General features: G+C 60.1%; 21 protein-coding genes. 12 read left to right on the top strand and 9 right to left on the bottom strand.

The window, feature by feature from the left end:
• Window positions 1-18 precede the first annotated feature (18 nt).
• The 4 genes from HU742_RS11530 to HU742_RS11515 all read right to left on the bottom strand — a co-directional run bounded on the left by HU742_RS11530 (window position 19) and on the right by HU742_RS11515 (window position 2,879).
• Window positions 19-513 carry a GNAT family N-acetyltransferase gene (locus HU742_RS11530; protein ID WP_186610633.1) on the bottom strand — a complete coding sequence of 165 codons (495 nt, stop codon included), beginning with the start codon at window positions 511-513 and terminating at the stop codon, window positions 19-21.
• 53 nt (window positions 514-566) lie between these two features.
• A complete protein-coding gene (gene zapE, locus HU742_RS11525; RefSeq protein ID WP_186642589.1) occupies window positions 567-1,688 on the bottom strand; it encodes a cell division protein ZapE in 1,122 nt (373 codons plus the stop codon).
• Window positions 1,689-1,769: 81 nt separating this feature from the next.
• The gene (locus HU742_RS11520) at window positions 1,770-2,111 is read right to left on the bottom strand and encodes a nuclear transport factor 2 family protein (protein ID WP_186642588.1); all 342 of its coding nucleotides are present in this window, start codon (window positions 2,109-2,111) and stop codon (window positions 1,770-1,772) included.
• Between the two features lie 51 nt (window positions 2,112-2,162).
• Window positions 2,163-2,879: an HTH domain-containing protein gene (locus tag HU742_RS11515; protein WP_186631824.1), complete on the bottom strand. Its 717-nt coding sequence runs from the start codon at window positions 2,877-2,879 to the stop codon at window positions 2,163-2,165.
• Window positions 2,880-3,040: 161 nt separating this feature from the next.
• Here HU742_RS11515 and HU742_RS11510 point away from each other — a divergent pair, with 161 nt between their 5' ends.
• Window positions 3,041-3,511 (top strand): LEA/WHy family protein, encoded by a 471-nt coding sequence (locus HU742_RS11510; protein WP_186642587.1) that lies wholly within the window; start codon window positions 3,041-3,043, stop codon window positions 3,509-3,511.
• 1 nt (window position 3,512) lies between these two features.
• Here HU742_RS11510 and HU742_RS11505 read toward each other — a convergent pair whose 3' ends face one another.
• Window positions 3,513-4,436, bottom strand: coding sequence for a carbon-nitrogen hydrolase family protein (locus tag HU742_RS11505; protein ID WP_186642586.1), 924 nt, complete (start codon window positions 4,434-4,436; stop codon window positions 3,513-3,515).
• Between the two features lie 84 nt (window positions 4,437-4,520).
• Here HU742_RS11505 and HU742_RS11500 point away from each other — a divergent pair, with 84 nt between their 5' ends.
• Entirely contained in the window at window positions 4,521-5,429 is a 909-nt protein-coding gene (locus HU742_RS11500) for a LysR family transcriptional regulator (protein ID WP_186642585.1), read from the top strand.
• Between the two features lie 3 nt (window positions 5,430-5,432).
• Here the strand turns inward: HU742_RS11500 and HU742_RS11495 are convergent, their stop codons facing one another.
• Complete coding sequence (locus HU742_RS11495) at window positions 5,433-5,687, bottom strand: hypothetical protein (RefSeq protein ID WP_076384979.1); 255 nt, start codon at window positions 5,685-5,687, stop codon at window positions 5,433-5,435.
• 162 nt (window positions 5,688-5,849) lie between these two features.
• Here HU742_RS11495 and HU742_RS11490 point away from each other — a divergent pair, with 162 nt between their 5' ends.
• Window positions 5,850-6,167 (top strand): ElaB/YgaM/YqjD family protein, encoded by a 318-nt coding sequence (locus HU742_RS11490; protein ID WP_186610626.1) that lies wholly within the window; start codon window positions 5,850-5,852, stop codon window positions 6,165-6,167.
• 65 nt (window positions 6,168-6,232) lie between these two features.
• On the opposite strand, the gene HU742_RS11485 is transcribed toward HU742_RS11490, so the two are convergent.
• On the bottom strand, window positions 6,233-7,264 hold the full coding sequence (locus HU742_RS11485) for an Ldh family oxidoreductase (protein WP_186642584.1): 1,032 nt from the start codon (window positions 7,262-7,264) through the stop codon (window positions 6,233-6,235).
• A gap of 253 nt (window positions 7,265-7,517) precedes the next feature.
• On the opposite strand from HU742_RS11485, the gene HU742_RS11480 reads away from it, so the two are divergent.
• Window positions 7,518-12,338 (top strand): dermonecrotic toxin domain-containing protein, encoded by a 4,821-nt coding sequence (locus tag HU742_RS11480; protein WP_186642583.1) that lies wholly within the window; start codon window positions 7,518-7,520, stop codon window positions 12,336-12,338.
• A 138-nt stretch (window positions 12,339-12,476) separates the two neighbouring features.
• Window positions 12,477-13,475, top strand: a complete 999-nt coding sequence (locus tag HU742_RS11475) for a FecR family protein (RefSeq protein WP_186642582.1) — start codon at window positions 12,477-12,479, stop codon at window positions 13,473-13,475.
• A gap of 49 nt (window positions 13,476-13,524) precedes the next feature.
• Here HU742_RS11475 and pvdQ read toward each other — a convergent pair whose 3' ends face one another.
• Window positions 13,525-15,873 carry a bifunctional acylase PvdQ gene (pvdQ, locus tag HU742_RS11470; protein WP_186642952.1) on the bottom strand — a complete coding sequence of 783 codons (2,349 nt, stop codon included), beginning with the start codon at window positions 15,871-15,873 and terminating at the stop codon, window positions 13,525-13,527.
• A gap of 296 nt (window positions 15,874-16,169) precedes the next feature.
• On the opposite strand from pvdQ, the gene HU742_RS11465 reads away from it, so the two are divergent.
• Window positions 16,170-16,550: a fe2+ zn2+ uptake regulation protein gene (locus HU742_RS11465; RefSeq protein WP_186610622.1), complete on the top strand. Its 381-nt coding sequence runs from the start codon at window positions 16,170-16,172 to the stop codon at window positions 16,548-16,550.
• Between the two features lie 7 nt (window positions 16,551-16,557).
• Here HU742_RS11465 and HU742_RS11460 read toward each other — a convergent pair whose 3' ends face one another.
• Window positions 16,558-16,746, bottom strand: a complete 189-nt coding sequence (locus HU742_RS11460; RefSeq protein WP_186631798.1) for a hypothetical protein — start codon at window positions 16,744-16,746, stop codon at window positions 16,558-16,560.
• A gap of 252 nt (window positions 16,747-16,998) precedes the next feature.
• Here HU742_RS11460 and HU742_RS11455 point away from each other — a divergent pair, with 252 nt between their 5' ends.
• The 6 genes from HU742_RS11455 (at window position 16,999) to HU742_RS11430 (ending at window position 26,167) form a co-directional block, all read left to right on the top strand.
• Window positions 16,999-18,234: an MFS transporter gene (locus tag HU742_RS11455; RefSeq protein WP_186631795.1), complete on the top strand. Its 1,236-nt coding sequence runs from the start codon at window positions 16,999-17,001 to the stop codon at window positions 18,232-18,234.
• A gap of 27 nt (window positions 18,235-18,261) precedes the next feature.
• Entirely contained in the window at window positions 18,262-19,389 is a 1,128-nt protein-coding gene (locus HU742_RS11450; RefSeq protein WP_186631792.1) for a LuxE/PaaK family acyltransferase, read from the top strand.
• Window position 19,390: 1 nt separating this feature from the next.
• Window positions 19,391-21,802 (top strand): acyl-CoA reductase, encoded by a 2,412-nt coding sequence (locus tag HU742_RS11445; RefSeq protein ID WP_186631789.1) that lies wholly within the window; start codon window positions 19,391-19,393, stop codon window positions 21,800-21,802.
• A 50-nt stretch (window positions 21,803-21,852) separates the two neighbouring features.
• Complete coding sequence (locus HU742_RS11440; RefSeq protein WP_186631786.1) at window positions 21,853-23,127, top strand: phenylacetate--CoA ligase family protein; 1,275 nt, start codon at window positions 21,853-21,855, stop codon at window positions 23,125-23,127.
• Window positions 23,124-24,068 (top strand): GNAT family N-acetyltransferase, encoded by a 945-nt coding sequence (locus HU742_RS11435; RefSeq protein ID WP_186631783.1) that lies wholly within the window; start codon window positions 23,124-23,126, stop codon window positions 24,066-24,068. Before HU742_RS11440 ends, HU742_RS11435 begins: the two co-directional genes overlap by 4 nt.
• 104 nt (window positions 24,069-24,172) lie before the next feature.
• Window positions 24,173-26,167 (top strand): methyl-accepting chemotaxis protein, encoded by a 1,995-nt coding sequence (locus tag HU742_RS11430; RefSeq protein WP_186631780.1) that lies wholly within the window; start codon window positions 24,173-24,175, stop codon window positions 26,165-26,167.
• Window positions 26,168-26,243 lie beyond the last annotated feature (76 nt).

Raw genomic sequence — 26,243 nt, 5'->3', positions numbered from 1 at the left:
CGTAGGCTCGTTCGTCCGCTATAGAGGCTTTATCCAGAACAGCATGCGGCCGTGGGCGGGGTCGAACATGCCCGCGGCGAAGCCGAACTTGGCGTAACTGGCCTGGGCCACGGCGTTGCCTTCCAGTACTTCCAGGGTGATCTTGCAGCACCCGCGCTGGCGGGCAATGTCTTCGACTTTCTGCAACATCTTCTGGCTCAACCCCAGCCCGCGAAACGCTGGCATCACGGCAACGTCATGGACGTTCACCAAGGGACGGCAGGCAAAGGTCGAGAACCCTTCGAAGCAGTTGACCAACCCCGCCGGTTCGCCGTTGACGAACGCCAGCACGCTGAAGGCGTGCGGCCGCTTGGCCAATTCTTCAGGCAGATGCGACAGCACCTCGGCCGGCAGCGAATGGCCGCCCCCCATCGGATCCTCGGCATAACCATTGAGCACATGGCAGATCGCTTCCGCGTGGATCGGGTTGGTGTAGCTGGCTTGCAGTACAAGGATGTCGTTGGCTTCTTCCATGATCTTGGATCTCGTTCGATAAGGCCGGCGGCTTGCCGTCGGCAGGGTTGAATTCAGGCGGGCTGGCCGAAACGCTGCAATTGCATTTCCTGGAGGCGACTGAGAGTACGGCGAAACGGAAATTGCAGATAGCCCTCGGTGTACAACTGGTCCATCGGCACCTGTGCCGACAGATACAACGGCACCTTGCGGTCGTAACACTCATCGACCAGGGCAATGAAACGCCGGACGCCATCGTCGTGAATCGACAGCTGCGGCAGTTCACGATCACCGGCCTCGACCCGCTCGACCCCGTCTTCGGTGCCGCGGGCAATACGCCCTTCCCGTTGCTCGGCGCTCAGGGCAGGCACATCACTGAGGAGGATGGCCCTGAAACGGTCACACAGGGCCATGAAATCCACGGCTGAAAACGGTTGGTCGCAAAGGTCCGGGTAACGGCTCCAGAGCACCGTGTCGCTGGCCTGGACTGGAACGACCTGTCGATGACCGACCTCGATCGCTTGGTTGCCGGACGTCTGCCCCGCGCTCAACTGGCCGAAGACATCGGCCAGCGGATCGGGTTGGCCCGGCTCGCGCACCCAATAGCGCTGCTGCAGGGTGCCGGGGTGCTGGCGGTGATCTTGCCAGCCGTTCACCGGCACCACCTGCATGTGCTGCTTGATGGCCGTGATGGTCGGCAGGAATCGCTCACGATTGTGCCCGCTGGCATAGAGTTCGTCCGGCGGCAGGTTGGACGTGCTGACCACCACCATGCCCAGCTCGAACATCACTTGGAAAAGACGGCCAAGGATAATCGCATCGCCGATGTCCGTGACGAACAGTTCGTCAAAGCACAGTACCCGAACTTCCTGGCTCAATTCACGGGCCAAGGCTTGCAGCGGGTCCGGGGTGCCGGTGAGCTGGAACGAGCGTTGGTGCACCCAGGCCATGAAGTGATGGAAGTGCTGTCTGCGAGCCGGAACCTTGAGGCTTTCGTAGAAACGATCCATGAGCCACGTCTTGCCCCGCCCGACCGGCCCCCACAGATAGACACCTTTGATCGACTTGCCGCCTTCATGCAACGCCTTGTGACATTGCTCCAGCGCCATGATCGCCAGTTCCTGGGCTTCGTCCTGGACGAAACCGTGATGTTCGATGGCATGCTGCCAAGCGCTCAAGGGGGAATTGAAAGTCATGCAGGCCAGGTCCGTAAAGCGAAGGTGGGGAGTATGCCATGGCCAGGATCCAGGAATATCCCCCAAAAACAGCGCTGCTCGCTACACAGAGATATCCAACCGACTGATTTTCCCCTGCTCATCGAGCCGGAAGGTATAGCGCAGCTCCAGCGGGCTGCCGGGAAAGGTGCCAGAGATCAGATTCTGCACCAGCACCTTCCCGGTCCGTTGCTGCACGCTGAGGACTTCGACCCGTGGCTGGAAACGTTGCGCGGTGTCTTCCATCCATTGGGCGATGGCCCGTGTGCCGACCTGATGGTTGCCTTCATCGAACACGCTGGCATTCTCCGCGAAAAAACGCGTCGCCGCCGAGCTGTCGCGGGCATTCGCGGCGGCAAGATAACCGGCGATGGCCGGGGCTAGGGAAGAGACGGAATGGGACATGTCATGGCTCCTTGTTGTATCGATCCGAAGCCATGCTAAAACAGCGTTGTGTCAGTTTTTGTCAGGAGTGAAGCGCCCGGTTTCATCGAGGTTCATCAGCGCAAGCCAGGCGCGCAACAAGTCGCTGCGCCTGCCGGGATAGCGCTCGCCCTGGGCAATGGCGCAGGCAATCCGGTCAGTGCGAAAGGTCCGATAGGCACCGCGCAACTCACACCAGGCCACCACCACCCGAGCCTCGTTGAAAAAACCCAGCGCCAGGGGCCAGATCAACCGTTGGCTCGGGGTCTTGTTGACGTCGGCGTAATCAATATGCAGCTTGGCTTGAGTGCGAATGGCCTGGCGGTAGACATTCAGTTCCACGGTGTTGCTCGGGTAGCCATAGCCCGGCGGACCGGGCAACACCGTGGGGTTGTGCAAGGCGTCGCGCAAGCCCGGAGCCAGCACCGCCTCGACTTTCGCCAAGGCATCGGCGGCGGCCTTGCCGAGCACTTCGTCGCCGCGTTGGTCGACGTAGCGCAAGCCCAGCACGATGGCCTCGATTTCGTCGGCGGTGAACATCAAGGGTGGCAGGAACAGGCCGCTGCGCAACACATAACCGATGCCCGCCTCGCCCTGGATCGGTGCGCCCAAGGCCGTGAGTTCGGCGATATCGCGATAGAGCGTGCGTTCGGACACCTTCAGCTCGGCCGCCAATGTCGCGGCAGTAACCGGGCATCGCTTGCCCCGCAAGACTTGCAGCAAAGTGAGCAGCCGAGTGGTTCGCGACACAATAAAAGGGTCCGCAGGGGAAAGTTGCAGCAGATTAGCAGACGCTGGTGTCAGAAACTGTCAGTAGAAAAAGCAAAGACCTCGCCACAAAATTTGCAAGTTTCCAAGGATATGCCTTGAGTTATGGTGCCAACACGTTTCTTACACGAGAGAGCATATTCATGCGCAGAATCCTCGGCTTTTCCCTCATCCTGATGCTGCTCGGCCTCAGCGCCTGCGCGCTCTTCCCCCACCGTGACCCGCTGAATATCAATGTGGTCGGGATCGAGCCGCTGCCCAGCCAGGGCTTGGAAATGCGCTTTGCCGTAAAGCTGCGCCTGCAGAACCCCAACGAAACCCCCATCGCCTATGACGGCGTGGCGCTGGACCTGGAGGTCAACGGCCATACGCTGGCGACAGGGGTCAGCGACCAGGCCGGCTCGATACCCCGCTTCTCGGAAGGCCTGTTGAGCGTGCCCGTGAGCATCTCGGCCTTTTCAGTCCTGCGTCAGACGCTGGGCCTGAGCCAGACCCAGAGCCTGGACAACTTGCCCTACGTACTGAAGGGCAAACTCGCTGGCGGATTGTTCGGCACGATGCGTTTCGTCGACCGCGGTACCCTCGATCTACCGGGGTCCTCGGCCACTTGGTGAATCACGCCATGAAGCGCACGCCCGGTTTCGCCCGCTCGTCCACCACCAGTTCGAAAACATCCGGCCGGGCGTAGTGTCCCACCACGTCATAATCGTAGCGCGCCCGCACCAACTCGTCGGTATCGATTTCAGCGGTCAACAGCCCGGCGGAGCCTTTCAACGGTCCGGCGAGCACATCGCCCATGGGCCCGACGATCACGCTGCCACCGGCAATCAACGGGCGCTCCGCCGGCCAGTTCGCGACTTCGATGCCCAACTCCGCCGGCGACGCCTGGACCTGGCAGGCGCTGACCACAAAGCATCGCCCTTCATGAGCGATATGGCGCATGCTCACCTGCCACATGTCCCGCTCATCCACCGTCGGCGCGCACCAGACGTCAACGCCTTTGGCATACATCGCCGTACGCAGCAGCGGCATCATGTTTTCCCAACACACCGCCGCTCCCACACGACCGACCTGGCTTTCAATCACCGGCAGCGTCGAGCCGTCGCCCTTGCCCCAGATCAGGCGCTCGGTGCCGGTAGGCATCAATTTACGATGCTTGGCCACGAGGCCCGCATCAGGCTCGAAATACAGGGCGGTGCAGTACAAGGTGTTGCCGGCGCGCTCGATGACACCCAGCACCAGGCTCGCCCCGGTCCGCGCCGAAAGACCCGCCAGCGCCTCGGTTTCCGCGCCGGGCACATCGATGGCGTTGGCAAAATAGCGAGCAAACGCTTCGCGTCCTTCCGGCAATCGATACCCCAACTGCGTGCCGAACGTCTCGCCCTTGGGATAACCCCCCAGCAGCGCCTCGGGCATCACCACTAAGCGAGCTCCCGCTTGGCGGATGGCGTCTTCGTAGTAAAGGATCTGCGCCAGGGTTTCGCCTTTGCCGGAGGGCAGCGAGCCAATCTGCAAGGCAGCGACGATGGATTTTGGCATGGTCTTCAACTCCGTGATTTCAGGTGTTGCCGATTCTCCAGTGCAAGCCGATCATGAATAAAGCCCTGATCACTGCTAAAAGATATGAATCAAATGAATATCGCCGATGTCGACCTGAACCTGCTCAAAGCCTTCGAAGCCTTGCACGATGAATCCAGCGCCAGCCGCGCCGCGCTGCGCCTGGGCGTGACCCAGTCGGCTGTCAGTGCGGCCCTGCGCAGGCTTCGCGGTTTGTATGACGACCCATTGTTCGTGCGCACCGGCCGTGGCCTGGCGCCGACGTTGCGGGCCAATCAACTGAAACCGGTGATCAGCGATGCCCTGGACAAATGTCGCCAGAGCCTGGCAATGGTTGATCCCGGCGCGAATAACTACGAAGGCCGCTCAGTCATCGTCGGGTTGTCCGATGATTTTGAAATCGCCCATGGACGGCGCTTGATCGAGGAAGTGGCGCGGCGGGCACCAGGGCTGCGCTTGATTTTTCGCCAGACCCACAGCCAGATCGTTGGTCGGGCCTTGATGGAACGCAGCCTGGACCTGGCGATAACAGCGGGAGGATTTACCGAGCGGCTGCTGAGCCGCCAGGTCTTGGGCGAAGGCGACTATGCCTGCCTCGTCGACCCGGCCAGCCTGACAGAGGGCCCATATAGCCTGACCTTGCAAGCCTTCGTCGCGCGCGAACATCTGCTGGTGTCGTCCGGCGGCTTCATCGGCATCACCGATGAAGGACTGGCCGGGCTGGGCCTGCGTCGCAGGGTGTGCGCCTCGACCACCCACTTTGCCGCGCTGCCGTTCCTGCTCAAGGGCAGCCAGGCCGTGGCGACTATTCCCGAGCATGCCGCCAAGGCCATCGCGGCGCTTAGCGGCCTGGCATTGCTGCCCTGCCCGCTGGCACTGCCCCGCTACCCTATCGAGCTGGGCTGGCGGACCCACGCGCAAATGGACCCGGCAGTGGGCAAGGTACGCGAAGCTATCGTCGCAACCTTCACCTGAAGTTTATTTATTGGCGGCCATCAGGCGATTGACTTCGCTGCGCACCATGTTGGCGTATTCCGGTGGCGACATGCCGTCCAGCTCGGCGCGCACCCACTCTGACCACTTGCCCTTGCGCTTGGAACGTTCACCGAACAGCCGGGCAGCGTCGCCCTTGGCCTTGCCCAGATTGTTCTGCCACAGCTCGAAGAGCCGGGATTTTTCATCTTCCAGCGCCGCGCGCTCGGCCAGGGGCTTATCAGCGAGATTGAAGCTCATGGGGAATTTCCTGTCGCGTAAATAGGCGTCATCTTACACCTTGCGCTGAAACGTCTTAACCATGATTTTAGATGTCCTGCCCGGCCCCATCGTAGATGCTGCAACTTTCAAGCAAGCGAAGCACTCCACTGATCATTGCCATCATCCTCAAGGAGCACCTCAATGGCCCGTAAAAGCGCCGCACAATCCAACGGAGAACAAATCAAGGATCAAGCCTTCAGTGAACTGAAAGCGCTGATCGAAGAGTCGGAGAAACTACTCAAGAGCGGTGCATCCCTGGTTGGCGAAGATGCCGAAAACCTTCGGGGCCAAATCGCGCAGAAGCTGCAACAAGCACTGGATGCGGTCGCCAACGCCCGGGAGCGCACCCGTCCGATGGTCGATGCCACTGAGGTCTATATCGGCGGGCATCCGTGGCAGACCGTGGCGATTTCCGCGGGTTTCGGGCTGGTGGTGGGATTGCTGCTCGGACGGCGCTGAAAACGGGCCCATGGCGAGGAAGCGAACTTCCTCGCCATATAAACGCTCTTGTAATCCTTAAGCACTCACTGTCCCGCCAACGCCCGCAGCTGCGCGATCGTCTGCTCATCCAGCGTAATCCCGCGCTCATTGGACTTGCTCCGCTCACGGTGGCGTCGATCCCCCGGCAGTCGCCGCAATCCAACGCCATGCATCTGCCTGACCAGCTCCTGGCTGCGCTCGGCAAAACTTTGCCCGGCGGCCTTGCTCGGATCGATCACGATCAGTAACTGCCCGGTCCACGGCGTCTTCGCACCTGGATGATTGCTCCAGTCGAACTCGAACGAAAAATTACCGCCCGTCAGGGCAGCGGCCAGCAACTCGACCATCATCGACAACGCCGAGCCCTTGTGCCCGCCAAATGGCAGGAGCGCCCCACCTTCGAGGATGGCTTTGGGATCACGGGTCGGCTGGCCGAGGCTGTCCACGCCCATGCCTGGCGGCAGCAGCTCGCCTTTGCCCGCGGCAATCTGGACATCGCCATGGGCGATGGCGCTGGTGGCCAGGTCGAAGACAATCGGCTCGCCATCGGCCCGGGGCGCAGCGAAGGCAATCGGGTTGGTGCCAAACAGAGGCCGGTCCGCGCCGTGGGGCACTACGCAGGTCATGCTGTTCACCACGCTCAGGGCTACCAGCCCCTCATAGGCAAACGGTTCGACATCCGGCCACAGGGCCGCAAAGTGATGGGAGTTGCGTATCGCCAGCACCGCAATCCCGGCGCTGCGGGCCTTCTCTATCAGTAACGGACGAGCGGCAGCCAACGCCGGCTGGGCAAACCCGTTGCAGGCATCCACCCGTAGAAACCCGGAGGCAACGTCCTCGACCACCGGCACCGCCTGGCCATCGACCCAGCCGCTCTTCAGCGTCGAGACGTAGCCGGGAATACGGAACACCCCATGACTGTGGGCTCCATCGCGCTCAGCGGCGGCGCAGTTTTCGGCCAATGTGCGAGCGACCTCGGACGAGGTGCCATGACGCAGGAAAATCTGCTCCAGCAGACTTGCCAAGGCGTCAAAGGACAGAGTGCAAGCACCGGCATGATCGGATAGCGCGGACATCTGAAGCTCCTGAATGATTGTTGGAGGTAGCAACAGCACGGAAGGCAACGTGCGCTGATTAAACACCGCAGCGAGCGCGGACTGTCAACTTTTCTGCAGAGCGATTGCGTTGATCTTTCTTGCGTGAACCCGACAGACCTGCGCGGCGTACGGGCGGTAACTATGTACCACCTCGGGTCACTCATCGTTGCCTAGTCTGGCCGCTCCACACACTCAGGCGCTGCATTGCCGGCGCCCTGACCGAGACGCAACGATGCACGCAGAAATCCCGCTTTTATTATTTCCCCAGATATTGAACGTCAAGGACTTGGAGGAGCTGGACGCGGTCCATGGCCTCACTCAGGCGGACCTCGACTGGCTGCAGAACGTTTCCTTGCCCAGCCACACGCAACGCGTCGCGCAAACGCCACCGATGTTCGCCGAAAAGATTTTACTGGCCCCGGAGGACAAACCACCCATCCCGCTCGCCGGATGTTTTTCCCTCCAGTCCACGCAAGGGACCGGCGCTTCTGGAAACGAGCCGGCTTTTTTTTACACGCCGTGGGGTGGCATCAGGAAATTCGACAATCCCCAAGCACTCGACAGGAACATTGAGCAGACGCTGAAAAACACCGAGGAGCGAAATCGTCTGTTTCGTCTCCTGTCGATTTCCCAGCGCAGCGCACTGAACAGCACAACCGACATCAGCCGGACCCGGCAAATCATCGACGGCGATGTATTCGAGACACAGCGCGAATCGATTGAAGATGCCCAGGACGTCAATGCCTTGGTCATGGTCGAGGAACTGATCAAACTGCCCTCGCTTACCTCGATGTTGGACCAGTTGCTGGGCGAAGCGCTGCCAGGGCTGGATCCGAGGCAGGTGCGCATAGCCCTGTCCCATGATTCGGATTCACCGGCGCCTAGCCCGTTCCAGGTCACCTCGAGCATCCCGCTGAGCGACGCGGTACTGGTTTATTTCCATCACCAAGGCTGGCCCGCCGGACAGGGCGTCGATCTGACTCACCCCGGTACATCCGCATCCTCCTACACCGGACAACAGTGGGAGACAATCATCAAGGGCATTGCCACGACGTTGATTCCAAAACTCTCAGGCTGCATCACGGCCTTTTGGGACGCCAACGGCCCCTTCTACACTTCCCGTCGCCAGCTGCTGTCCCAGTTCATCCACGATTCACTGTGGGCGACCATCCTGCTGGAACGGGAAAAAGGACACCTGACGGAAGCGCAAAGCCGTGAGCTTCTTCGATTGTTCAGGCCGTCTCGCCGAGACGAAACATTGCTGTTCATCGAGACGGTCCGACTCTGGGAATATGAACCGAACTTCGTCGAGCTTGCCGGTTCCTTGATGATCAGCGGCCAAGGACACTATCTTTTTACCCCTACCCAAGGCCTTCAGAAGGTGAGCACTTTCCTCGCATTCAAGGAAGCGCTATTCAATACGCCCGAACAAAAAGAGGCGATCTACAACCTTCTCGATCTTGAAGAACGCAACCGTTTATTGCGCTTTGACGCGCCGCAGGTTTCAGGCAATCCCATCAGCATGCCGGTGTCCGACTCCCTGGCCGACGCCACTGTCGACAAACAGTTGCTGAACCTTCGTTACGCATTGGAAATGTCCCGCCAGGGCGAGGTGGATATTAAAGCGCTCGTCGACAAGGCACTCGACATACGAACGTTCATCCATAAAAACCTGCTGAACCAGAAATCCGCCGGCCACTGGGGAACCCAACCCACGTTTTACGGGAAGCAGCGCTCTTCGAACCTGGTGGCCGACCAAATGGAGCGCAAGGCCAAGACCTACATCGATGTCGACGAAGCTTTCAGCGCCCTGTTCGCTCGGTTGCCTTCACTGGACAGGACTGCACTGCGCAACGGACTCAAGCGCTTGCTTGCTGAACTGACGAACGTTTTCTCATTGGGGATCCGCGCGGAAGCCGAACTCAGAGCGCTTAACGCAACGCTTCCCTTGATAGCGCACAAGCTGATTGAAACGGTTTTTGCCTATGACGCCGAATATCCCGATCGCGAACAACGTGCTGCGGTCAGGGGGTTTCGGCCTGATGTCTATTCGTTAAAGCTCGCCTGTACCTCAGAAAGCGAAACCGTCTCCGCGCCCCTCGCCAACTGTTTTCTGTTGACCGAGCGTGGCGGGCTGGACACCCCCCATTCGGGCATGGCAATTCTCTGGACACCGGTCGATGGATTGCAGGCATTCACATCTGTCGACCTCGCCACCCGCCAGTTGAATCGACAACTGCTCGACGCCCAACGGCGCTTTGGCTTGCTCGCCAACCTGACCCCGCTTCAACGCAAGCCCCACCGACGCTATCAACTCGAGGCTTATGAACTGATCGAAGACAATGTGCTCGTAAACCGGATGAATTCGTTCACGAACCTTTTTGAGGCTGAACAGGGTTACTTGAGCACATTGAGGGTTGGAAGTTGGCAACTGACCGGGGCGGCACTGACCAAAAGTCTGAAAGCGCTATTTGGCAAAGGGGCTCCCACCAATCTTAAACGCGCCACGTCTATCGCCAAGGCGAACAGCCTCAAGCAGAAACTTCCCGCCTGGTTAGGCACTGCTCCCCTTGAGGACCAACGTCGGCATATTGAACTGCTTGAGCAATATAAAAACAGCGTGGACGATGGCAAGGACTATCTCGACGGATTCGAGCCACTGCGCACCTACGTGCGCAACAAGCTGAAAACATTGCTGGACGCCCGCTTCCCAGACAAGCACCTGAACCCCGAAACTCTGCAAATTACGCCAAACCTGGCGATTGTCGGGCCGGCCAGGTCATTGACCGACTTTGCCTTGCAGCACATCGACGTCACCGAAAAGGGTTTCAAGGTGTCTTCGACCTCCACGCAAACATTGCCAGACGGTTTGAACGAGGCGGCTGTGCGGCAACTGTTATCGTCGCTGGATATCGCAACCACCTATAAAAACCAAGTGCAGCAAGCGCTCTCTGGAACAATCGCAAACGTTCAGCCAAGAAAGCGGCGTTTCCGCCAACAGTTGCCCTGGCAATTGTTGCATTACGCTCACGCCCAGTATCTGCAGCAACATCTTTCGCCGACAGCATTCGATCTGGTCCACCAAGTATTGGACATGCCGGACGCCATCGCGCGGCAAGCGGTGAAAGGCGCCAGTGCATATTTCCGCCCCTTGGAGCTGATCAAGACCGACGGCGGCTCCGCGATCAAGGCATTGGGGCTTTACGTGTTCAGTTCAGTGACCGACGCATCAAGTCCCCACGTCCTGTATTCGCCGTACCACGACGGACAACAACTAAAGGAGTTCAAGGACGAAGCAAGCATCGTCGCTGCGTTCAATACCCCCGGCGCGCTCCAGGATCTGTTGATACGACGGCTTCCCAAAGATCAACAGGCCACGTTCAAGAATCTTTTCGCGTCCACGCTTGGGCAAGCGTCGGAAATTACCCTGGGCTTCAGCCCCATCAACACCAATATCCTGCACACGCTGTATGACGACAACGCGACGTTGCTGACGGATATGTTGACCACGCAAACCAGTCACCCCCGTCATTTTGACTGGACAACGGTCCTGCATGTTTTCAGCGAAGGCTTCAAGTTGGTACGAAGAGAGTTGCCGGCCAAACTGACGTTCCTGCAAACGCTTTGGGAAAGTTACCAGGACTTCAAGGACTCATCTGAAGCCTTTCAGCAGGACGCCTGGAAGGTTGGCCTGCACAACTTCATTGCCGGCGCTGCGGAAATGGTCTCGCTCGGCTTTTTGAATCGCGACGATACATTCGGTCTACTCGCCCCCATCGAGCCGACTCCGCAAAGCAACCCGCCAGCGCCCAGCTGGAAAGATATTTCCAGCACCGCACCAGCCCGTACCGACCTGCAGCTCTTTGAAAACCTGGATGTAAGCCTCGCGGACCTTCGGCAGAATCTGACCGACGGAACCTACAAGGCGGCGGACGACAACAAGCTATATGTGCCTGTCGCCGGCAAAGTCTATCAAGTTGCAAAAGCCAACCAAGCCTGGCGAATCATTCATGACGACAGCGAGGGCCCATTACTTAAATATTCGCCGGACCAGCGGACATGGCGGATCGATCCGCAACGCCAGGCCATTCGCTTTGGTAAGGCCGGTTCGAAAATGGCCATCACCTATAGCGACTTACGAGCCAAAGGGTCGTTGAACATCGAGGCACGGGGAATGGCTGAGATACGCAGGAAATACCCCTTTCGCGCCCATGCAATCATGCAGGCGCTGGAGATGGCGAGGTTCTATTCAGTCAATGCCCTGACTAATCTTGAACAACTCAAACGACAAGTACTTCCGGGCTCCCGGCTGGATACTTATCTGCGTTTGGTTTTCGGCGTGAGCAGCGTAGATGCCAGTCTGATCGCCAAAATAGAAGCAGCAATTTCTCCCATATGCCAGGCATTGGCCGATCCCACCTGGGAGCAGCAGAATGCGGACCGCATCGTAGTCGGCGCGCTAAAATACCTGGAAGACAGAGCAACGGCCTTTGTGCTTGAACCCGCAGCGGTTGGAAGAATTTATTTAACCCAGTTTTTTTTCGACCTTGGGTTGGATTGGTATAAATCCGTCGTACCGGATGCGTTCAATGTCGATGCTCATGCCCAGGGCGCGACTTTTATCCATGAAATTTCCCACCAGCTTCTCGATACGATCGATATTGTCTATCTGGACGCGGCGCGGCCATTCCTGGACTTGATTTCGACAGCCACTCATTTGAGTCAATCACACCACGACCAGCAAGAAGCACTGCAACGCCACGGACTTTCGCTGACCACCCCCAAATCAGAACTGTTTACGCAATGGGACAGCGTGGACAATACCCACAAGAACATCGAACTGTTGCCTGGCTACAAGGACATCACTCGCAGGATCCTCACGTTAACCGGCACCAAGAACATGAACGAGGCACGTGATGCATTTCTGGACCCGATTTTGCCGGACAAGCGCATCGACGTCATACTCAGCAACGCCGACTCCGTTACGCTGCTGATTTGTGAGATGGGACGCCAGCTTGACCGGCTCCCTCCCGGTTCAACCGCGGTGCGGTGAGCTGCAAGGCGGTACGATACGTTGACGAATGCTCGAACCTCTGGGGCGTAAAACAAATTCTTCGCTGTGCAAACGCCATCATCGCTGTTCTCGGCAACGGCTACCCAAGGTTAGAATGCAGCAAACCAGGAAGAGCCAATGACCGAACGAACACTCTCGGAAGCCGAATACGACGCCATTACCGATGCGGCAGCCCATTGGTGTATGCGTCTGCACGCTGAAGATTGCACAGAGGCTGAACGGCTGGCGTTCAAGCAATGGCACGACGCCGATCCCCTGCACGCTTTTGAATACGAAGCCATGTTGGAAATTTGGGGTGTCGCCGAACATTTGCCGCGTGTCGAAGCAGCACCAGGCGCTTGCATCGGACGTCCTCGGTCGGGCTGGGTCCGGCTGGCCATCGCGGCCACGGTGCTCGCGCTAGGCTTGCCCCTGGCCGCGTTCACCGGTTGGAACCTGGGCTGGCTGCCCAACGCCTATCAGCGATTCGAGGCTGGCACGAGCGTGCGTCAGATCATCCTGGACGACGGCAGCCAGGTAGAACTCAACCTGGGCAGCGAGTTGGTGTTCGCCAACTACAGGGACGAGCGTCGGGTCACGCTGAAAAAAGGCGAGGCTTTTTTCGACGTAAGCCATGATACCCGGCATCCGTTCGTTGTCCGGGCAGGCCAGGGCCAGGTACGCGTGACGGGTACGCGTTTCAACGTCTGGATGTATCAGGATCAGGTCCGGGTCACGCTGCTGGAGGGTTCCGTTTGGGTGACCAGCAACAAGGCGTCCAATGCTGGCGGTTCACAGCTGTCACCCGGGATGCAGGCGAGCTACAAGGCTGGCGATTTCCAACCGCAAATACGGGAGGTCGGGGTCGATGACAGTTCATTGGCGTGGCGTAACGGCAAGCTGGTGCTGGATAACCTCGCCCTCTCGGACGCACTGCCTTTGATCAATCGCTATCTCGACCACCCCGTCATGCTGGCCGACAACGGCACGGGTACCCTGCGTATCGGCGGTATCTACAACCTCAACGAGGTGAAGAACCTCGTGCCTACGTTGCCTAAGGTCTTGCCGGTCTACCTGACGCAGAACAAGGACGGCAACCTGGTGCTCAACGCCATCGGCCGCCCACCACGAAACTGAAAAAGCCGCCACCCATTCGGGTCTCGGCTTTCTGTTCAGCTCAGCTTGACTATTGCGTCGCCACCTTTGCCGCGCGATCAGTCTCTCGAATAATCAGCGCTTGATAATGCGGGTCGGCCTTGATCTGCTGTTCGGTGAAGGGCAGCACACTCCACTGCCGGTTCGAGAACGCCTGGGTCTGATCCGCCGAATAAGGCGATGAGGGATCGCTGGAGAGGGAGAAGGCCAACAACCCCTGGGCATTGGGACCGTTGCCGTCAAACGTCACCACTTGCAGATAGCTGGTGCCGCCGACCACTTCGCGTTTACCGCTCGCGCCCGGCACGCTCTGGATCGCGTTGTAGATTCCCAATTCTCCAGGTCCGCCGTGAATGGGCGTGCGACGGGCACCGCTGCTGGCCACCTGTATGTCCTGCCATTGACTGTCCGCAGGCAGGCCGGCCGCCTTGAACGCGTCCACCGATGCACGCATGGCTTGACGCAATGCCTCGTCCACCGGAGGCCGCTCGACCGCCAGGCCGCGAGGGGTATGTTGCGGATCCTTCGGGTCAAACGCGACGCGCCAGATACCAGGCACGGCCTGCAGCGCCTGCATGATGTGCTGGAAATGGACGAAGCCCACGCCGCTGTCCAGGCTCGCGGTGCGATCCCAGTTCTTCAGGCGAGTGCACGCCTCGGCCAACGCCGATGCATCGGCTCCCAGGTCGCCGGCACAAAACGCCAACAGGTCGGGCATGACCTGATCGGCCAGATAGACCTGATCGTCCATGACCATGCGCTGCAGATCATTGGCCGTCACTGGCCCGCTCTTGGCCAACTGGCCCAGTCGATCCAGGGCAAACCGGGCGCGCAGGCCCAGCGGCAGGTCTTGCTGACTGATAACGGGCGAATAGCCGGACAAGGGCTGCGAGGGGTTGACCATCCAGGCGGAATCATTGGAGTTCTGCACGTAATCTCGGCGCGACAACTGTGGGAGCTTGTCGGCCGCGTAAATACCTTTTTGCACGGCGTTGGGGTCGATGTTCCAATCACATTCACTGCGTGAACCATCCAGCACGATCAGCTTCTGGCCGGCCCTGGGATCGCTGCAGCGGGCAAGCTTGTGGGCGTCGACGTTGGGCACCACCGAGACGTTCATGTACAGGCTGTGACCTTGATCGTCCACCGCCAGCGTATTGACCCACGGAATCCCTTGGATGCGCTGGACAGTGTCCTGCAGATCCTTGAGCGTGACGGCGCGGTTCATCGCGTACCACTGCGCCAGTACCCGATCATTTTCCAGGTTGGCATCGCGCAAGCTGTAGGCGAACCGGTTATCCCAGTCCAGCTTGCCCGGCCATTGCACGATCGGCCCGAACCTGGAGCTATAGACCACCCGCGAAACGGGCTTGACCTGCCCATCGGCTTGCTTGATATCCACCGTGACCGTTTGCTGACTCATAGGCACTGACTTGCCATCGAACAGGTAGCGGGTCGGGTCTTTGGGGTCCAATTGCAGGCGGTACAGTGTGAAGTGTTTTGACGTATCGACGGTGTGGGTCCAGGCCAGGTGCTGGCTGAAGCCGATATTGATCATCGGCAAGCCTGGGAGGGCCGCACCCATCACGTCAAGTTTGCCAGGTATGGTCAAGTGCATCTGGTAAAAACGCATGCCACCCAACCATGGGAAATGCGGGTTCGCCAGCAGCATGCCGCGCCCGTTGAAGGAGCGTTCGCTGCCGATGGCCAAGGCATTGCTCCCGCGTTCAAGGGCGAAACGCTGCTGGCGGGCCGCCGCGACAGCGAAGCCGGACGTCGATAGGTCGGCTTGCGCGGTTGCCTTGGGTGGCTGCGCACCGGCCAAGGCCTCGGCGAACTGGCCAACGCCGCCCTCTACCAGCAGACGCCGGGTCAGCTTCACCAAGTCCTGCGTGGTGATCGGTCGCACCCATTCGCTCGCGCATTGTTCGGGCAGGCCTTTCGCCCTGCGCTCAGCCAACGCACGGTTGTAACCGCCCACATAGCCTTCCACCAACTGTTGGATCTCGGGCGCCTGGGCCTGCCAGAAACCGGAGACAGCCTGCGGTGTATTGAGCCAGGTGAAAAACAGGTCGCTGGCTCGGTTCTCTCGTTGCTCGACCGTGACCTGTTGCGGGCCAAAATAACGCGAGCGTTGACCATTGACCGTCACGATTTCATTGGCCAGCAAACACAAATTATCCTGCGCGTAAGCGTAGCCGATGCCGTACCCCAGCCCCCGCTCGTCCTGGGCCCGAATATGCGGCACGCCAAAACTGGTGCGACGAATCTCCGCAGTGGCCTGCTCAGCCTCGCCTCGCGCGCTGACCACGGTACTCAGGCCCAGGGTCATCCCCAGCAACGCACCGGCAAAGCAATACCTCGATAACTGCCCGGACATTCCCACATGCACTCCCGCTCGATAGCTTTCAAGAACCAGGACGGTCACCGGTACGTCCACGGACAACATCCGGTCCGGCCTGGAAATCCACATGCCGCGTGCTGAACGCGGATGTGCCTACCTTGAGAACGAACCGGATGAAAAAAAATTAACGGTCTCGCAACCCGCTTTTACGGGGCTTCGGCCAGGTCCAGGCAAATTTTTCACATCAGGGCTCTCATGATTGGTCACTTTCGTTCGTCCTATACAGGAGAGCATTCGTGATTGTTTCTGTCAGGCTGATAAGGAGTCTCTACATGCATAACACGCAAGTCCCCATGGAGGGTAAGCCAGGATCGGCCCGCGTCGCGATGACAAACACCCACCGCGAATTTCCGGGGCCAACGGAACGAGGCGGTAACGAACAGATCAAGCGGCTGCTCAAGAGCTACGGGCTCAGGACCAGCCTGATCCGTCTCAAAGTCATCGATGCGTTACTCAAGGCCGCGGAGGAAAATCGCCGCTTGGGCGTACGGGGTGTTCACAGCCAATTGCTGGGATTGGACATTCCATTGTCCTTCCTGAGCGTGCGTGAGGTTTTGAAGCGCCTGTGCAGCGAGGGCGTGGTGACACTCAATCCCGATAAAAGCTACAGCTTGCACCACAGCGCCGTGGCCTTGCTCAACCCTGGGGAGTGACCGGCGCTCAAGGCTTGACCTTACGCCGCATCACACCGTTGATCACCACCACGATGACCGCCACGGCAATGGCGATGTATTGGAACAGCTGCTCGCTGATCATGCCTTTGCCTTGCATCCAGGACAGTCCCAGCATGATCGCCAGGACGACGAGCACCACCAGAATCGAGTATTTCAATCGTTGCGAATGAGTCATTTGCCAGCTTCCTGAAGTGTTCCGTTCTGCATCTCGCCTGCTTGCCCAGGCGTCTGTCATACCCTCTGCATGGCGAGATGCGCAGGGTCGTATGGTAAACCGCCCGCGCGCATTCCTGCGAGGACACTTCCTACAGATATCGGTCCGCTTTCCGCTACTCACTGCGGCAAAAGACGCCTTTCTAGCATGGATGTCACCAACGTACTCTCGGAAAAGAAGTGCCCCTTCTTACCAATAAGGACATTGGGAACCATGCAAAAACAGCCGACATTTTTTTCGCCGTTACGCCTGACGGGGTTCTGCCTGGCAATCGCGTTGTTCGAATGCCTCACCTATATGGCCAGCGACCTGATCATGCCCGCCATGCTCAAGGTGACCCAGGACCTGGACGCGCCTGCTGATCAAATCCCTTATGCGTTCAACTTGTACCTGCTGGGCGGCATCCTGCTGCCTTGGCTGATCGGTCCGTTGTCGGACCGCCATGGCCGGCGTCCTTTCATGCTCGCCGGTTGTGGCGGGTTTGTGGTGGCCTGCGTGGCAATCACCCAGGTCACCGACATGCATGGGTTCAATGGGCTCCGTCTGATCCAGGGCATGGGGCTGGGGTTCGTGATTGCGGTCAGCTATCCCGCCATACAAGAAGTATTCTGCGAATCCGACGCCGTGAAAGTCATGGCGTTATTGGGCAATCTCGCCCTGCTCTCACCCTTGCTCGGACCGTTGGCGGGAGGATTGCTGCTGCAATGGCTATCCTGGCGCGAGCTGTTCATGCTGCTGGCCGGCCTCGGAATGGTGAGCTGGCTGGCCTTGTGGTGGTTCATGCCGCGAAACACCCGAGCGGCGCACCTTATGGGTAAAGAGTCGATCGTCGAGCCATTCGACCTGCGTTCGCTTGTCAGGCGATATAGCGCGCTGCTGGGCCACATGGAGTTCATGTCGGCCAGCGTCGCGCTGGGTTTGATGAGCCTGCCGCTGATTGCCTGGATCGGCTTGTCGCCCTTGCTGTTGATCCAGGGCCAGGGCTTGTCGCCACTGGAATATGGGGTTTGGCAGATTCCGGTTTTCTCGGCGGTGATCCTCGGAAATTTCCTGCTCAACGTCTTGGTGGAGCGGGTCGGCGTACGCCGGGTGGTCTACTACAGCCTGTGGCCTTTCTGCGCTGGACTGGTCGCCTTGGTCGTAGCCAGCCAATTCGATCTGCCCCTCACCGTATTGGTCAGCAGCCTGTCGCTGTATGCCGTCGGACTCGGCATGGGCAATGCCGCGTTGTATCGACTGGCGCTGTTCGCCAGCGACGACAGCAAGGGGCTGGTCTCGGCCATGGTCGGGATGATTTCCATCGCGGTGATGAGCGCGGCAGGCTCGCTGTTGGCCTTGCTGGGTGCCGGGGCGAGCCTGCAGTCCTTTGCGTTGATGGCCGGCATCGCCGGGCTCAGCTGTCTTGTCGCGTTGCGTCTGTTCATGACGCAACCGTCCGCTCACGTTTGAATTCTCCCCCTCTCTGAGGAAAACCTGATGATTCACTTTCCCTACGCCGATGCGCTTTGCGCATTGCCGCAACCGTATGGCTGCGATTTGGTGCCCGCCGGGTTGTTCGATAAGGCGATGGCTGAAATCAGCCTGTTTCATTGCCACCACACCCCCGGCTACGAAAACTGGCTCAACGCCAATGGCCTTACGGTGGGCGACTTGGAGCACCTTACCGACTGGTCGCGCCTGCCGCCTATTTATGCGAATTACTTCAAACAGCGACTGCTGCTCAGCCCCACCGCCGAAGATGCGTTGGAGCTCACGTCTTCGGGCACCAGCGGCCAGAAAAGCCGCATGCGTTATGACGAACGCAGCATGGCGGCGGCCCAAGGGATGGTGGCAAACATCTTTGACCACTATCGCTGGAACACACCGGATTCACCCTGCAACTACCTGCTGTTCAGCCATGAACCCGAAGCAGCCAATCGGCTCGGCACCGCGTATACCGACCAACTCCTCTGCCGCTTCGCACCAGCCAATCGCTTCGCCTATGCCCTGAGGCGTACCGGAAAAAGCCACGAGTTCGACGTTTTCGGGGTGATCGCCGCCTTGCAATCGTTCGCCGAAGAAGGACTGCCGGTGCGCATTTTCGGCTTTCCGGCGTTGCTGTGGCACGTGCTTGAGCGCATGACTGACACCGGCCAACTGGACCTCAAGCTACACCCCGCGTCTCTGGTTTTCCTGGGCGGGGGCTGGAAGAAACAGGCTGCCGAGGAAATCCCCCGCCAGCAGGTCTACGAACGTATCACCCGACAATTGGGCATCGAGCCCCATCGCTGCCGTGACGGTTACGGCGCCGTCGAGCACGCGGTGCCCTACATCGAATGTGAACATCACCGGTTCCACGTACCGGTCTATTCGAAAGTCTTCGTGCGCCACCCCGCGAGCTTCAGCGTCCAGCCGTTCGGCGAGGCAGGACTGCTGTCGTTCGTATCGCCTTACATCTCATCCAGTCCGGCCCATGCCGTGGTGATGAGCGATCTGGCGACCTTGCACCCCGCCACCTGCGAGTGCGGCCTGAAGACCCACTGGTTCGAACTGCACGGTCGGGCCGGCACCAGTGCCAGCCGAAGCTGCGCCATGGCCGCCGCCGAATTGATCAAGGAAAACTGACATGTACCTCATTAACGGCCAACTGAGCGCCGACCTGACGCTCGAAACCGCGCTTGAATGCCTGCAAGCGCAACTCCCCGCACTGCTGGACGTCCCGCCCCGCAGCGAAGAGGTACTCGATTGCGCAGAGGCGTTCGTAGCGAGGCTACGCACGCCCGGCCAGCAGCTCATGCTCGATGAGGGTCAGCGCCAGGCGCTGATTACATTCTGTGACCGCAAGCACTTGAGCCTCAAGCTTGAGCGGGAACTGGGAGCGAGTCCACGCTCGTTGCGGCGAATCGATTACGGCGACGGCCCCTTCGAAAGCTGGCAGCCCCTTGGCCTCGTGGTGCACGTCACCCCGGGTAACTCAGCCTTGCTGGGATTCTGCGCGGCGTTGGAAGGCCTGTTGGCGGGGAACGTGAACTGGCTGCGACCCAGCGCTCGCGATGGCGACCTCACGGCCCGCCTGCTGGCGGCATTCTTGAGCGGTGATCCGAGCGGACGGCTGCACGGTTACGTGGCGGTACTGCCTGTACCAGCCAAGGAGAGCGGGCGTCTTTTTGCACTGGCGCAAGGCGTCAGCGCCTGGGGTGGCAACACCGCGCTGACGGCGCTGCGCGAGCAGATTCCGAGCGGTTGCCGCTGGATCGACTGGGGTCATCGGGTCAGCTTCGCCTATATCACCCCTGCCGCCGCCAGCGATCAAGCGCTGGACAGCCTGGTGGATGAAATCTGCCGCCTCGATCAACAGGCGTGCTCCAGCCCGCAATGGCTGTTGGTCGACAGCAACGAGCCGGCGCAGCTGCAAGCATTGGGCAACGCCCTGGCTGCCGCTTTCGAACGGCGGAGCGGACACTGGCCCGCCCTGGAAGCCACCGCGGCTGAAGCGTGTGAAATCACCACCCGAACCGCATTGGCCCGACTCGATTACAGTTTCGCCGGAGCAATCGGCGAGGTCTGGGCGGGTGATGGCTGGCGCATTCTGTGGGAGCACCACCGCGAACTGCTGCCCTCGCCATTGTTCCGCACGCTGTTGCTGCGGCCAGTGCCTGAAGAGCTGCTCTGTGAAACGTTACTGCCCTGGCGGAACGTGCTGCAGAGCTGCGCCCTGATCTGTGCACCGGAGCAGGCGGCCGGGTTGACGCGCCACCTGCTCATAGCCGGCGTCACCCGCGTGGCGTCGACCGCCGCGATCCAACAGGGCTATGACGGCGAGCCACACGACGGCGTCTATGCGCTGCAGCGATTGAGCCGTCGGGTATCCGTCGGACTTGCACCGGATGTCGCCAGTCATCGTGTCACGCTGGATGCCGTTGCCGCGGCGGTGCGGCTCCATCCCTCGACGCCAATCATGGACAAGGCCGCATTCATTGCACTGCCCCCCACCCCTCAAGCCCAACTGTTCTTCCGCTCTGGCGGCAGCAGCGGCGCCCCCGTGCTGTCGCCCTACAGTTATCGCGACTTTGATAGCCACATGCGTGCCGCCGCCGACGGGCTGCGCGCGGCGGGCCTGGATCCGTCGGAGGATCGCGTCATGAATCTGTTTTATGGCGGCAGCCTGTACGGTGGATTCCTCAGTTTCACGAAAATCCTGGAACAGATGAAGGTCGTGCATTACCCCATGAGCGCGCCAGCCGATGAGGATTTCCCCGAGATCGCGCAGTTGATTGTCGATCATCGGATCAACACCGTGGTTGGCATGCCCAGTACCCTGCATCGTCTGTTCGCAAGCCAACAGCGAGTGCTCCAACGCTACGGCGGCGTTCATAAAGTATTGCTTGGCGGCGAGCACGTGGGGCCAGACAGCCGCACGTTATTCCAGCAGTGCGGCGCCACCCGGATCTGCTCAGCCATCTACGGCACCGTGGACGCGGGGCCCCTCGGTCATGCGTGCCTGGCCAGCGATGACGGCGTATTCCATCTCATGGACGACATTCAATACCTGGAGATCGTCCAGCCGGACATCGACAGTCCGGTCGCCGCGGGCGAAACCGGACGCTTGCTGTTCACGTCGCGCATACGTCAGGCGCGTCCTCTGCAACGCTACGAAGTTGGCGACCTGGGGCGCTGGCTACCCGGTCGCTGCGCGTGTGGCCTGGAATCGCCGAGATTCCAATTGCGCGAGCGCCACGGCCATCTGCTGCGCGTTGCGACCGAATTTATCAATAGTCGGGAACTGGTCGAGCAGGCACAAGCGGCCATTCAGATCGTGCTCGACCACGAGAGTGGCGGTTGTGAACGCTTGCTGATTCGCACCAATGGCGACACCGAAACGGTGCGCCGCAACGTACTCGGCCTCGCACCGCTGCGCACGGCTGTCGATGCCGCACTGCTGATCCTGGAAGTCGAAAGTTGTCCGGCGCAACGTTTCGAACATAAAAAACACAGCGGCAAAATCCCATTGGTGATCGACCGCAGGCTACCCGGCTAGCCGTTTCGCCCGTCATCAATAAGCAGACTATAAGAATTGAGAAAAGCCCAATGAGCGCCTCTTTACCCTACGAGCAATGGCTCGCCCATATCCGTAAACACTCAACGTTTTATAACACTCAAACAAGCCACCTCCCCCTTGGGGAATGCGACTTGGAACAGTTGCCCATCGTCAACGTTGACGAATATTGGAGAGGCAGCCACGACTTGGATAACTGGCGGGTGCTGACCGATAAAGTGAAGGATGCATTGATCTTCAAGACCGGTGGCACGACCAGCCAAGGCAAACTGTCGGTTTACACCCACGCCGAGTGGCAACTGATGCTGGACTGCTTCGGTCACAGCCTCTCCGCCCAATTGGTCGCTGGGGACCGAATCGCGAACCTGTTTTTTTCCGGGGACCTGTACGCCAGCTTCCTGTTTATCCATGGCGCTCTGTGTCGGGTTGAGATCGCCATCACCGAATTCCCTTTCACCGGGTCAGTGGACCTTGCCCCATTGGCCGACGCCGTGACCCAACACACGATCAATGTGCTAGCCGGCGTACCGGCGCACCTACTGGCATTCGCCAGCCATATCAATGAACGGGGGCGAACGCTGCCGCAGATCACCACCGTGTTGTTTGGCGGCGAGAACCTGTTCGAGAGCCAGCTGCCGACATTGAAGCGTGCCTTTCCGAGCGCACGCTTCGCGTCGATCGGCTACGCCAGTGTCGACGCCGGCCTGGTGGGTGCCAGCACGCTTGATTGCGGCCTGGGCGAGCACCGCGTATTCGACGAGCTGACTCGGGTAGAGATCATCGATGATCTGAGCGGCGAGGTCATCCAGGCATGTGGGCGCACCGGAAACCTGGTGGTGACCAACCTCACCCGGACCTTGATGCCGATTATCAGATACCCGGTGGGTGACCAGGCCAGTTGGTGCGAACCTGCCGGCAGTCCACAGCGCAAGTTCGCCCTTCAGGGCCGCAGCACAGAGAGCCGTCGGGTGCGGGTTGGCGTAGTGTCGCTGTTTCCCGAGGAAATCAGCGAAATCATTCAGCGCACCGCAGGCAGTCTTCATTGGCAACTGGTGATCGAGCATATCCGGGGTCATGATCGCCTGTTACTCAGGTGGGTAGCCGACGTAGAAGCGAAGGTCTCCCAGACAAACTCCGACGCGTTGAAAGCCGCCTTGATCGAGCAGTATCCGGGCCTCGTTCAACTCAGCCTTGACATCCAGGCGTGCAACGCGCGGGAAATGGAACGCCATCCCCGCTCCGGCAAGCACCTGACGATCATCGATCGTCGGGCCTACGGCCCGCTGACCGCGGGGGACCTCGCATGAACCAGACGCTCATAAGGCCCTTCAGGCCCACCGACAGCGCCAGTGCCTGCGAGTTGTTCCGCCAGGTGTACGGCGATCATTACGTTTCGCCAGACGTTTACATGCCCCACATGATTTGCCAGCACAACCAACAGAAGCGCTGGCAATCGTTGGTCGCCGTGATCGGCGACCGCGTGGTCGGGCATGCCGCGCTGTGCCGCCCGGCAGGTTCGGCCGAGGAGGCGGAGCTGGCGCTGGTAGCGGTGGAGCCTGGCCTGCAGGGCGGGCAGATCGCTACGCGGCTCGGCCAACAGTTAGTGGACCGATGCCCTGACCTGGGCCTCACCCGGCTGTCGATCAAACAAGTCACCAGCCATCCTTACAGCCAGCAACTGGCACAACGCCTCGGTTTTCATGACACCGGTTTGCTGCCGGACTATGTCCCTTCTCCGTTCGCCACGGGGCAAGCCGAAACCATTGTGGTCGGCTGCCAAACGATAAGCTCCGCTCATCGCCCCTTGCCGTCTATTCAATGGCCCTCGCAACATCGATGGTTGCTAGAGCCCCTGGCGGTGCAATTCGGAACCACCCACGACAAGCCCCCAGCGGGGATACACCCTTTGCAACTCAGGCATCTGCCGGGACGCGTCGACGTCGTGGCCGAGCGTATGGATGCCTGCCTCGTCGGGCAGTTGCGGCGCTTGCCGATCCACTGGCCGCTTTCGGTACGCCTCGGCCTCGGCGAGCACTTCGGCACCGACTACCGCCTGTTGATGGGCGCCGGCCTCATCTTCGCCGGCATCATTCCCGCCGAGTCCGCGCCAGGCTGGCAAGCCCTGTTCCATCGGGTCGCCCAGGCGCGCCAGCTCACCCTGCATTCGACGCCCATGCAACGGCTTCATGATGAACTGCAGGCTCATGCCCTGGCCTGGAGGAACGCGCAGGCCAGCTCGGCGGCCTGATGGGCGGGCGTGTCCGCTGCTCAAGCTGCCGCGAAACAGGCCGATAAGCAGGCATGCCCATTCCACTTGTTTCCGAAAGACGCCTTCGTGCAAGGAACACCCACATGCCCTCATTGCGCACCATTCAGGCCCGCTACACGCTATTTCTGATTGTCTTCATGCTGGTATTGTCCATCCTCACCGTGCTGGGCATCAGCTATCTGGTCGCACCCAAGCTGCGCCACACCGAGGAGCAAGTGGCACTGAACCGCATTGCCGAGGTCGCCGAACAGATCCAAGGCGAACTGAACAAGGTACAGGCGCAACAACGCAGCATCACCCAGACCATCCCGCTGCTCGACAGCGATGCCATCGACAAGGTATTGCCGGGCCTGGTGGACCAGTACGGCGAGCTGAAAGTCTTCGGCGGCGGGATATGGCCATTGCCCAACCAGCGCGCAGAGGGCCGCAGCAAATTCAGCACTTTCTGGCACCGTGACGCCTCCGGCAAGCTGGCAGTCAATACGTTCTGGAACAGCGACGCCGCGCCGAACTATTACGAACAACCGTGGCACAAGGGTGGCATGGCCACTCCGCCGGGCAAATGCGCCTGGGCGGCAGCCTACAAGGACGACGCCAGCGCCGAGCCTCGCACCAACTGCGCCATGGCGATCCAAAAGAATGGAGCGCCTTATGGCGTCTCCACCATTGACGTGACCTTGGGGTTTTTCAACGACCTGATTGCACGCAAGGAAGCCGAACTGAGCGCCGAGATGCTGATCGTCGAAGGCGACGGCAAGATCATCAGCAACAGCTCGCGGATCAGCGGCCCGATCGTGCTGAAAAACATCAGCGAACTGGCGGCGGATTCACCCTTCGCCGCCCAGGTCAAGGCTGGCCTGGCCCACCGCGACCAACCGTTGCAGCGCGTCGAGTTCGACAACAAAGGCGAAGCCAGCACGTTCTTCATGCGGCCGATCGAAGGCTCGCCGTGGTTCCTCGCCACCGCATTGCCGACCCGCCTGATCACTGCCCAACGTGACGACGTATTAAACACCCTGAGCCTGCTTCAGATTCCGATGGTGATCCTGCTGGTACTGATGCAGCTGTATGCAATCCGCCAGTTGACCCACCGCATGAAAATCCTCAAGGGCAACATCGATGCGCTGTCGACCGGCGACGCCGACCTGACCCGCCGCATCACCATCCGTGCCGACGACGAACTCGGCGCCATCGGCCATTCGGTCAACAAGTTCATTGCCTATCTGCAGGACATGATCGGCGAAGTCACCCAGGCCACCGGCGCCATGGCTTCGAGCCTGGACAACCTGCAGCGGACTTCGGCCCACACCAGCGAAATCCTCATGCGCCATGCCTCGGAAACCGACCAGACGGTGACCGCCATTACTGAAATGAGCTCCACGGCTGAAAGCGTGGCGCAGAACGCCGCCGAGACGGCCGCGTTCACCCAGCGCGCCAACGAGCATGCCGATCGCTCCCGGGTTGTGGTCGGTGAGGCGTCGAACAGCGTCGTGGCGTTGATCGACGAAGTGGCCAGCGCCACCCGCAAGGTGGAAAGCATGCAACAGGACGCGCAACGCATCACCGAGATCCTCGGCGTGATCGGGGCCATCGCCGGGCAAACCAACCTGTTGGCTCTTAACGCCGCCATCGAAGCCGCCCGGGCCGGTGAACAAGGCCGTGGCTTCGCGGTGGTGGCCGACGAAGTTCGCGCCCTCGCCGCCCGGACCCAGGCCAGTACCTCGGAAATCAACGAGATGCTCACCCGTCTGACCCAAGGCGTCAGTTCGTCGGTCGCGGCCATGGAAAACACCCAGGCCAGTTGCCAATCGGCCGCCGACGCCACCTCAAGGGTCAACTCCGGGCTGGACGAAATGGCCGGCTCCGTCAGCCAGATCAACAGCCTGAGCACCCAGATCGCCACCGCCGCCGAACAACAGAGCGCGGTGACCGAGGAAATCAACCGCAGCATGGTGCAGATCCGCCACATGGTCGAAGAACTGGTGGAAAGCGGCCTCGCCAGCGAGAACAACACTCGGCAACTGCTGGATGCCAATAGTCGGGTGAATGCGATTATGGGGCGGTTCAAGGTTCGGTGAGGCAATAGGTGCAGTAAATTCAATGTGGTGAAGGAGTTCTCTCCTTCACCACATTGATCAGTTGCAATCCGAGACT

The sequence above is a fragment of the Pseudomonas marvdashtae genome, assembly GCF_014268655.2.
GTDB classification, from domain to species: Bacteria; Pseudomonadota; Gammaproteobacteria; order Pseudomonadales; family Pseudomonadaceae; genus Aquipseudomonas; species Aquipseudomonas marvdashtae.
Note: the sequence above shows the minus strand (reverse complement) of the source record. Positions and strands in the feature narration are given on the sequence as shown.

What these genes read in the sequence shown, in the direction of transcription:
- HU742_RS11445 (WP_186631789.1), top strand. Translation starts at nt 19,391, where the DNA reads ATGTACCTCATTAACGGCCAACTGAGCGCCGACCTGACGCTCGAAACC.
- pvdQ (WP_186642952.1), bottom strand. Translation starts at nt 15,873, where the DNA reads ATGTCCGGGCAGTTATCGAGGTATTGCTTTGCCGGTGCGTTGCTGGGG.
- HU742_RS11455 (WP_186631795.1), top strand. Translation starts at nt 16,999, where the DNA reads ATGCAAAAACAGCCGACATTTTTTTCGCCGTTACGCCTGACGGGGTTC.
- HU742_RS11530 (WP_186610633.1), bottom strand. Translation starts at nt 513, where the DNA reads ATGGAAGAAGCCAACGACATCCTTGTACTGCAAGCCAGCTACACCAAC.
- HU742_RS11520 (WP_186642588.1), bottom strand. Translation starts at nt 2,111, where the DNA reads ATGTCCCATTCCGTCTCTTCCCTAGCCCCGGCCATCGCCGGTTATCTT.
- HU742_RS11465 (WP_186610622.1), top strand. Translation starts at nt 16,170, where the DNA reads ATGCATAACACGCAAGTCCCCATGGAGGGTAAGCCAGGATCGGCCCGC.
- HU742_RS11475 (WP_186642582.1), top strand. Translation starts at nt 12,477, where the DNA reads ATGACCGAACGAACACTCTCGGAAGCCGAATACGACGCCATTACCGAT.
- zapE (WP_186642589.1), bottom strand. Translation starts at nt 1,688, where the DNA reads ATGACTTTCAATTCCCCCTTGAGCGCTTGGCAGCATGCCATCGAACAT.
- HU742_RS11440 (WP_186631786.1), top strand. Translation starts at nt 21,853, where the DNA reads ATGAGCGCCTCTTTACCCTACGAGCAATGGCTCGCCCATATCCGTAAA.
- HU742_RS11495 (WP_076384979.1), bottom strand. Translation starts at nt 5,687, where the DNA reads ATGAGCTTCAATCTCGCTGATAAGCCCCTGGCCGAGCGCGCGGCGCTG.
- HU742_RS11485 (WP_186642584.1), bottom strand. Translation starts at nt 7,264, where the DNA reads ATGTCCGCGCTATCCGATCATGCCGGTGCTTGCACTCTGTCCTTTGAC.
- HU742_RS11510 (WP_186642587.1), top strand. Translation starts at nt 3,041, where the DNA reads ATGCGCAGAATCCTCGGCTTTTCCCTCATCCTGATGCTGCTCGGCCTC.
- HU742_RS11505 (WP_186642586.1), bottom strand. Translation starts at nt 4,436, where the DNA reads ATGCCAAAATCCATCGTCGCTGCCTTGCAGATTGGCTCGCTGCCCTCC.
- HU742_RS11460 (WP_186631798.1), bottom strand. Translation starts at nt 16,746, where the DNA reads ATGACTCATTCGCAACGATTGAAATACTCGATTCTGGTGGTGCTCGTC.
- HU742_RS11490 (WP_186610626.1), top strand. Translation starts at nt 5,850, where the DNA reads ATGGCCCGTAAAAGCGCCGCACAATCCAACGGAGAACAAATCAAGGAT.
- HU742_RS11435 (WP_186631783.1), top strand. Translation starts at nt 23,124, where the DNA reads ATGAACCAGACGCTCATAAGGCCCTTCAGGCCCACCGACAGCGCCAGT.
- HU742_RS11430 (WP_186631780.1), top strand. Translation starts at nt 24,173, where the DNA reads ATGCCCTCATTGCGCACCATTCAGGCCCGCTACACGCTATTTCTGATT.
- HU742_RS11450 (WP_186631792.1), top strand. Translation starts at nt 18,262, where the DNA reads ATGATTCACTTTCCCTACGCCGATGCGCTTTGCGCATTGCCGCAACCG.
- HU742_RS11500 (WP_186642585.1), top strand. Translation starts at nt 4,521, where the DNA reads ATGAATCAAATGAATATCGCCGATGTCGACCTGAACCTGCTCAAAGCC.
- HU742_RS11480 (WP_186642583.1), top strand. Translation starts at nt 7,518, where the DNA reads ATGCACGCAGAAATCCCGCTTTTATTATTTCCCCAGATATTGAACGTC.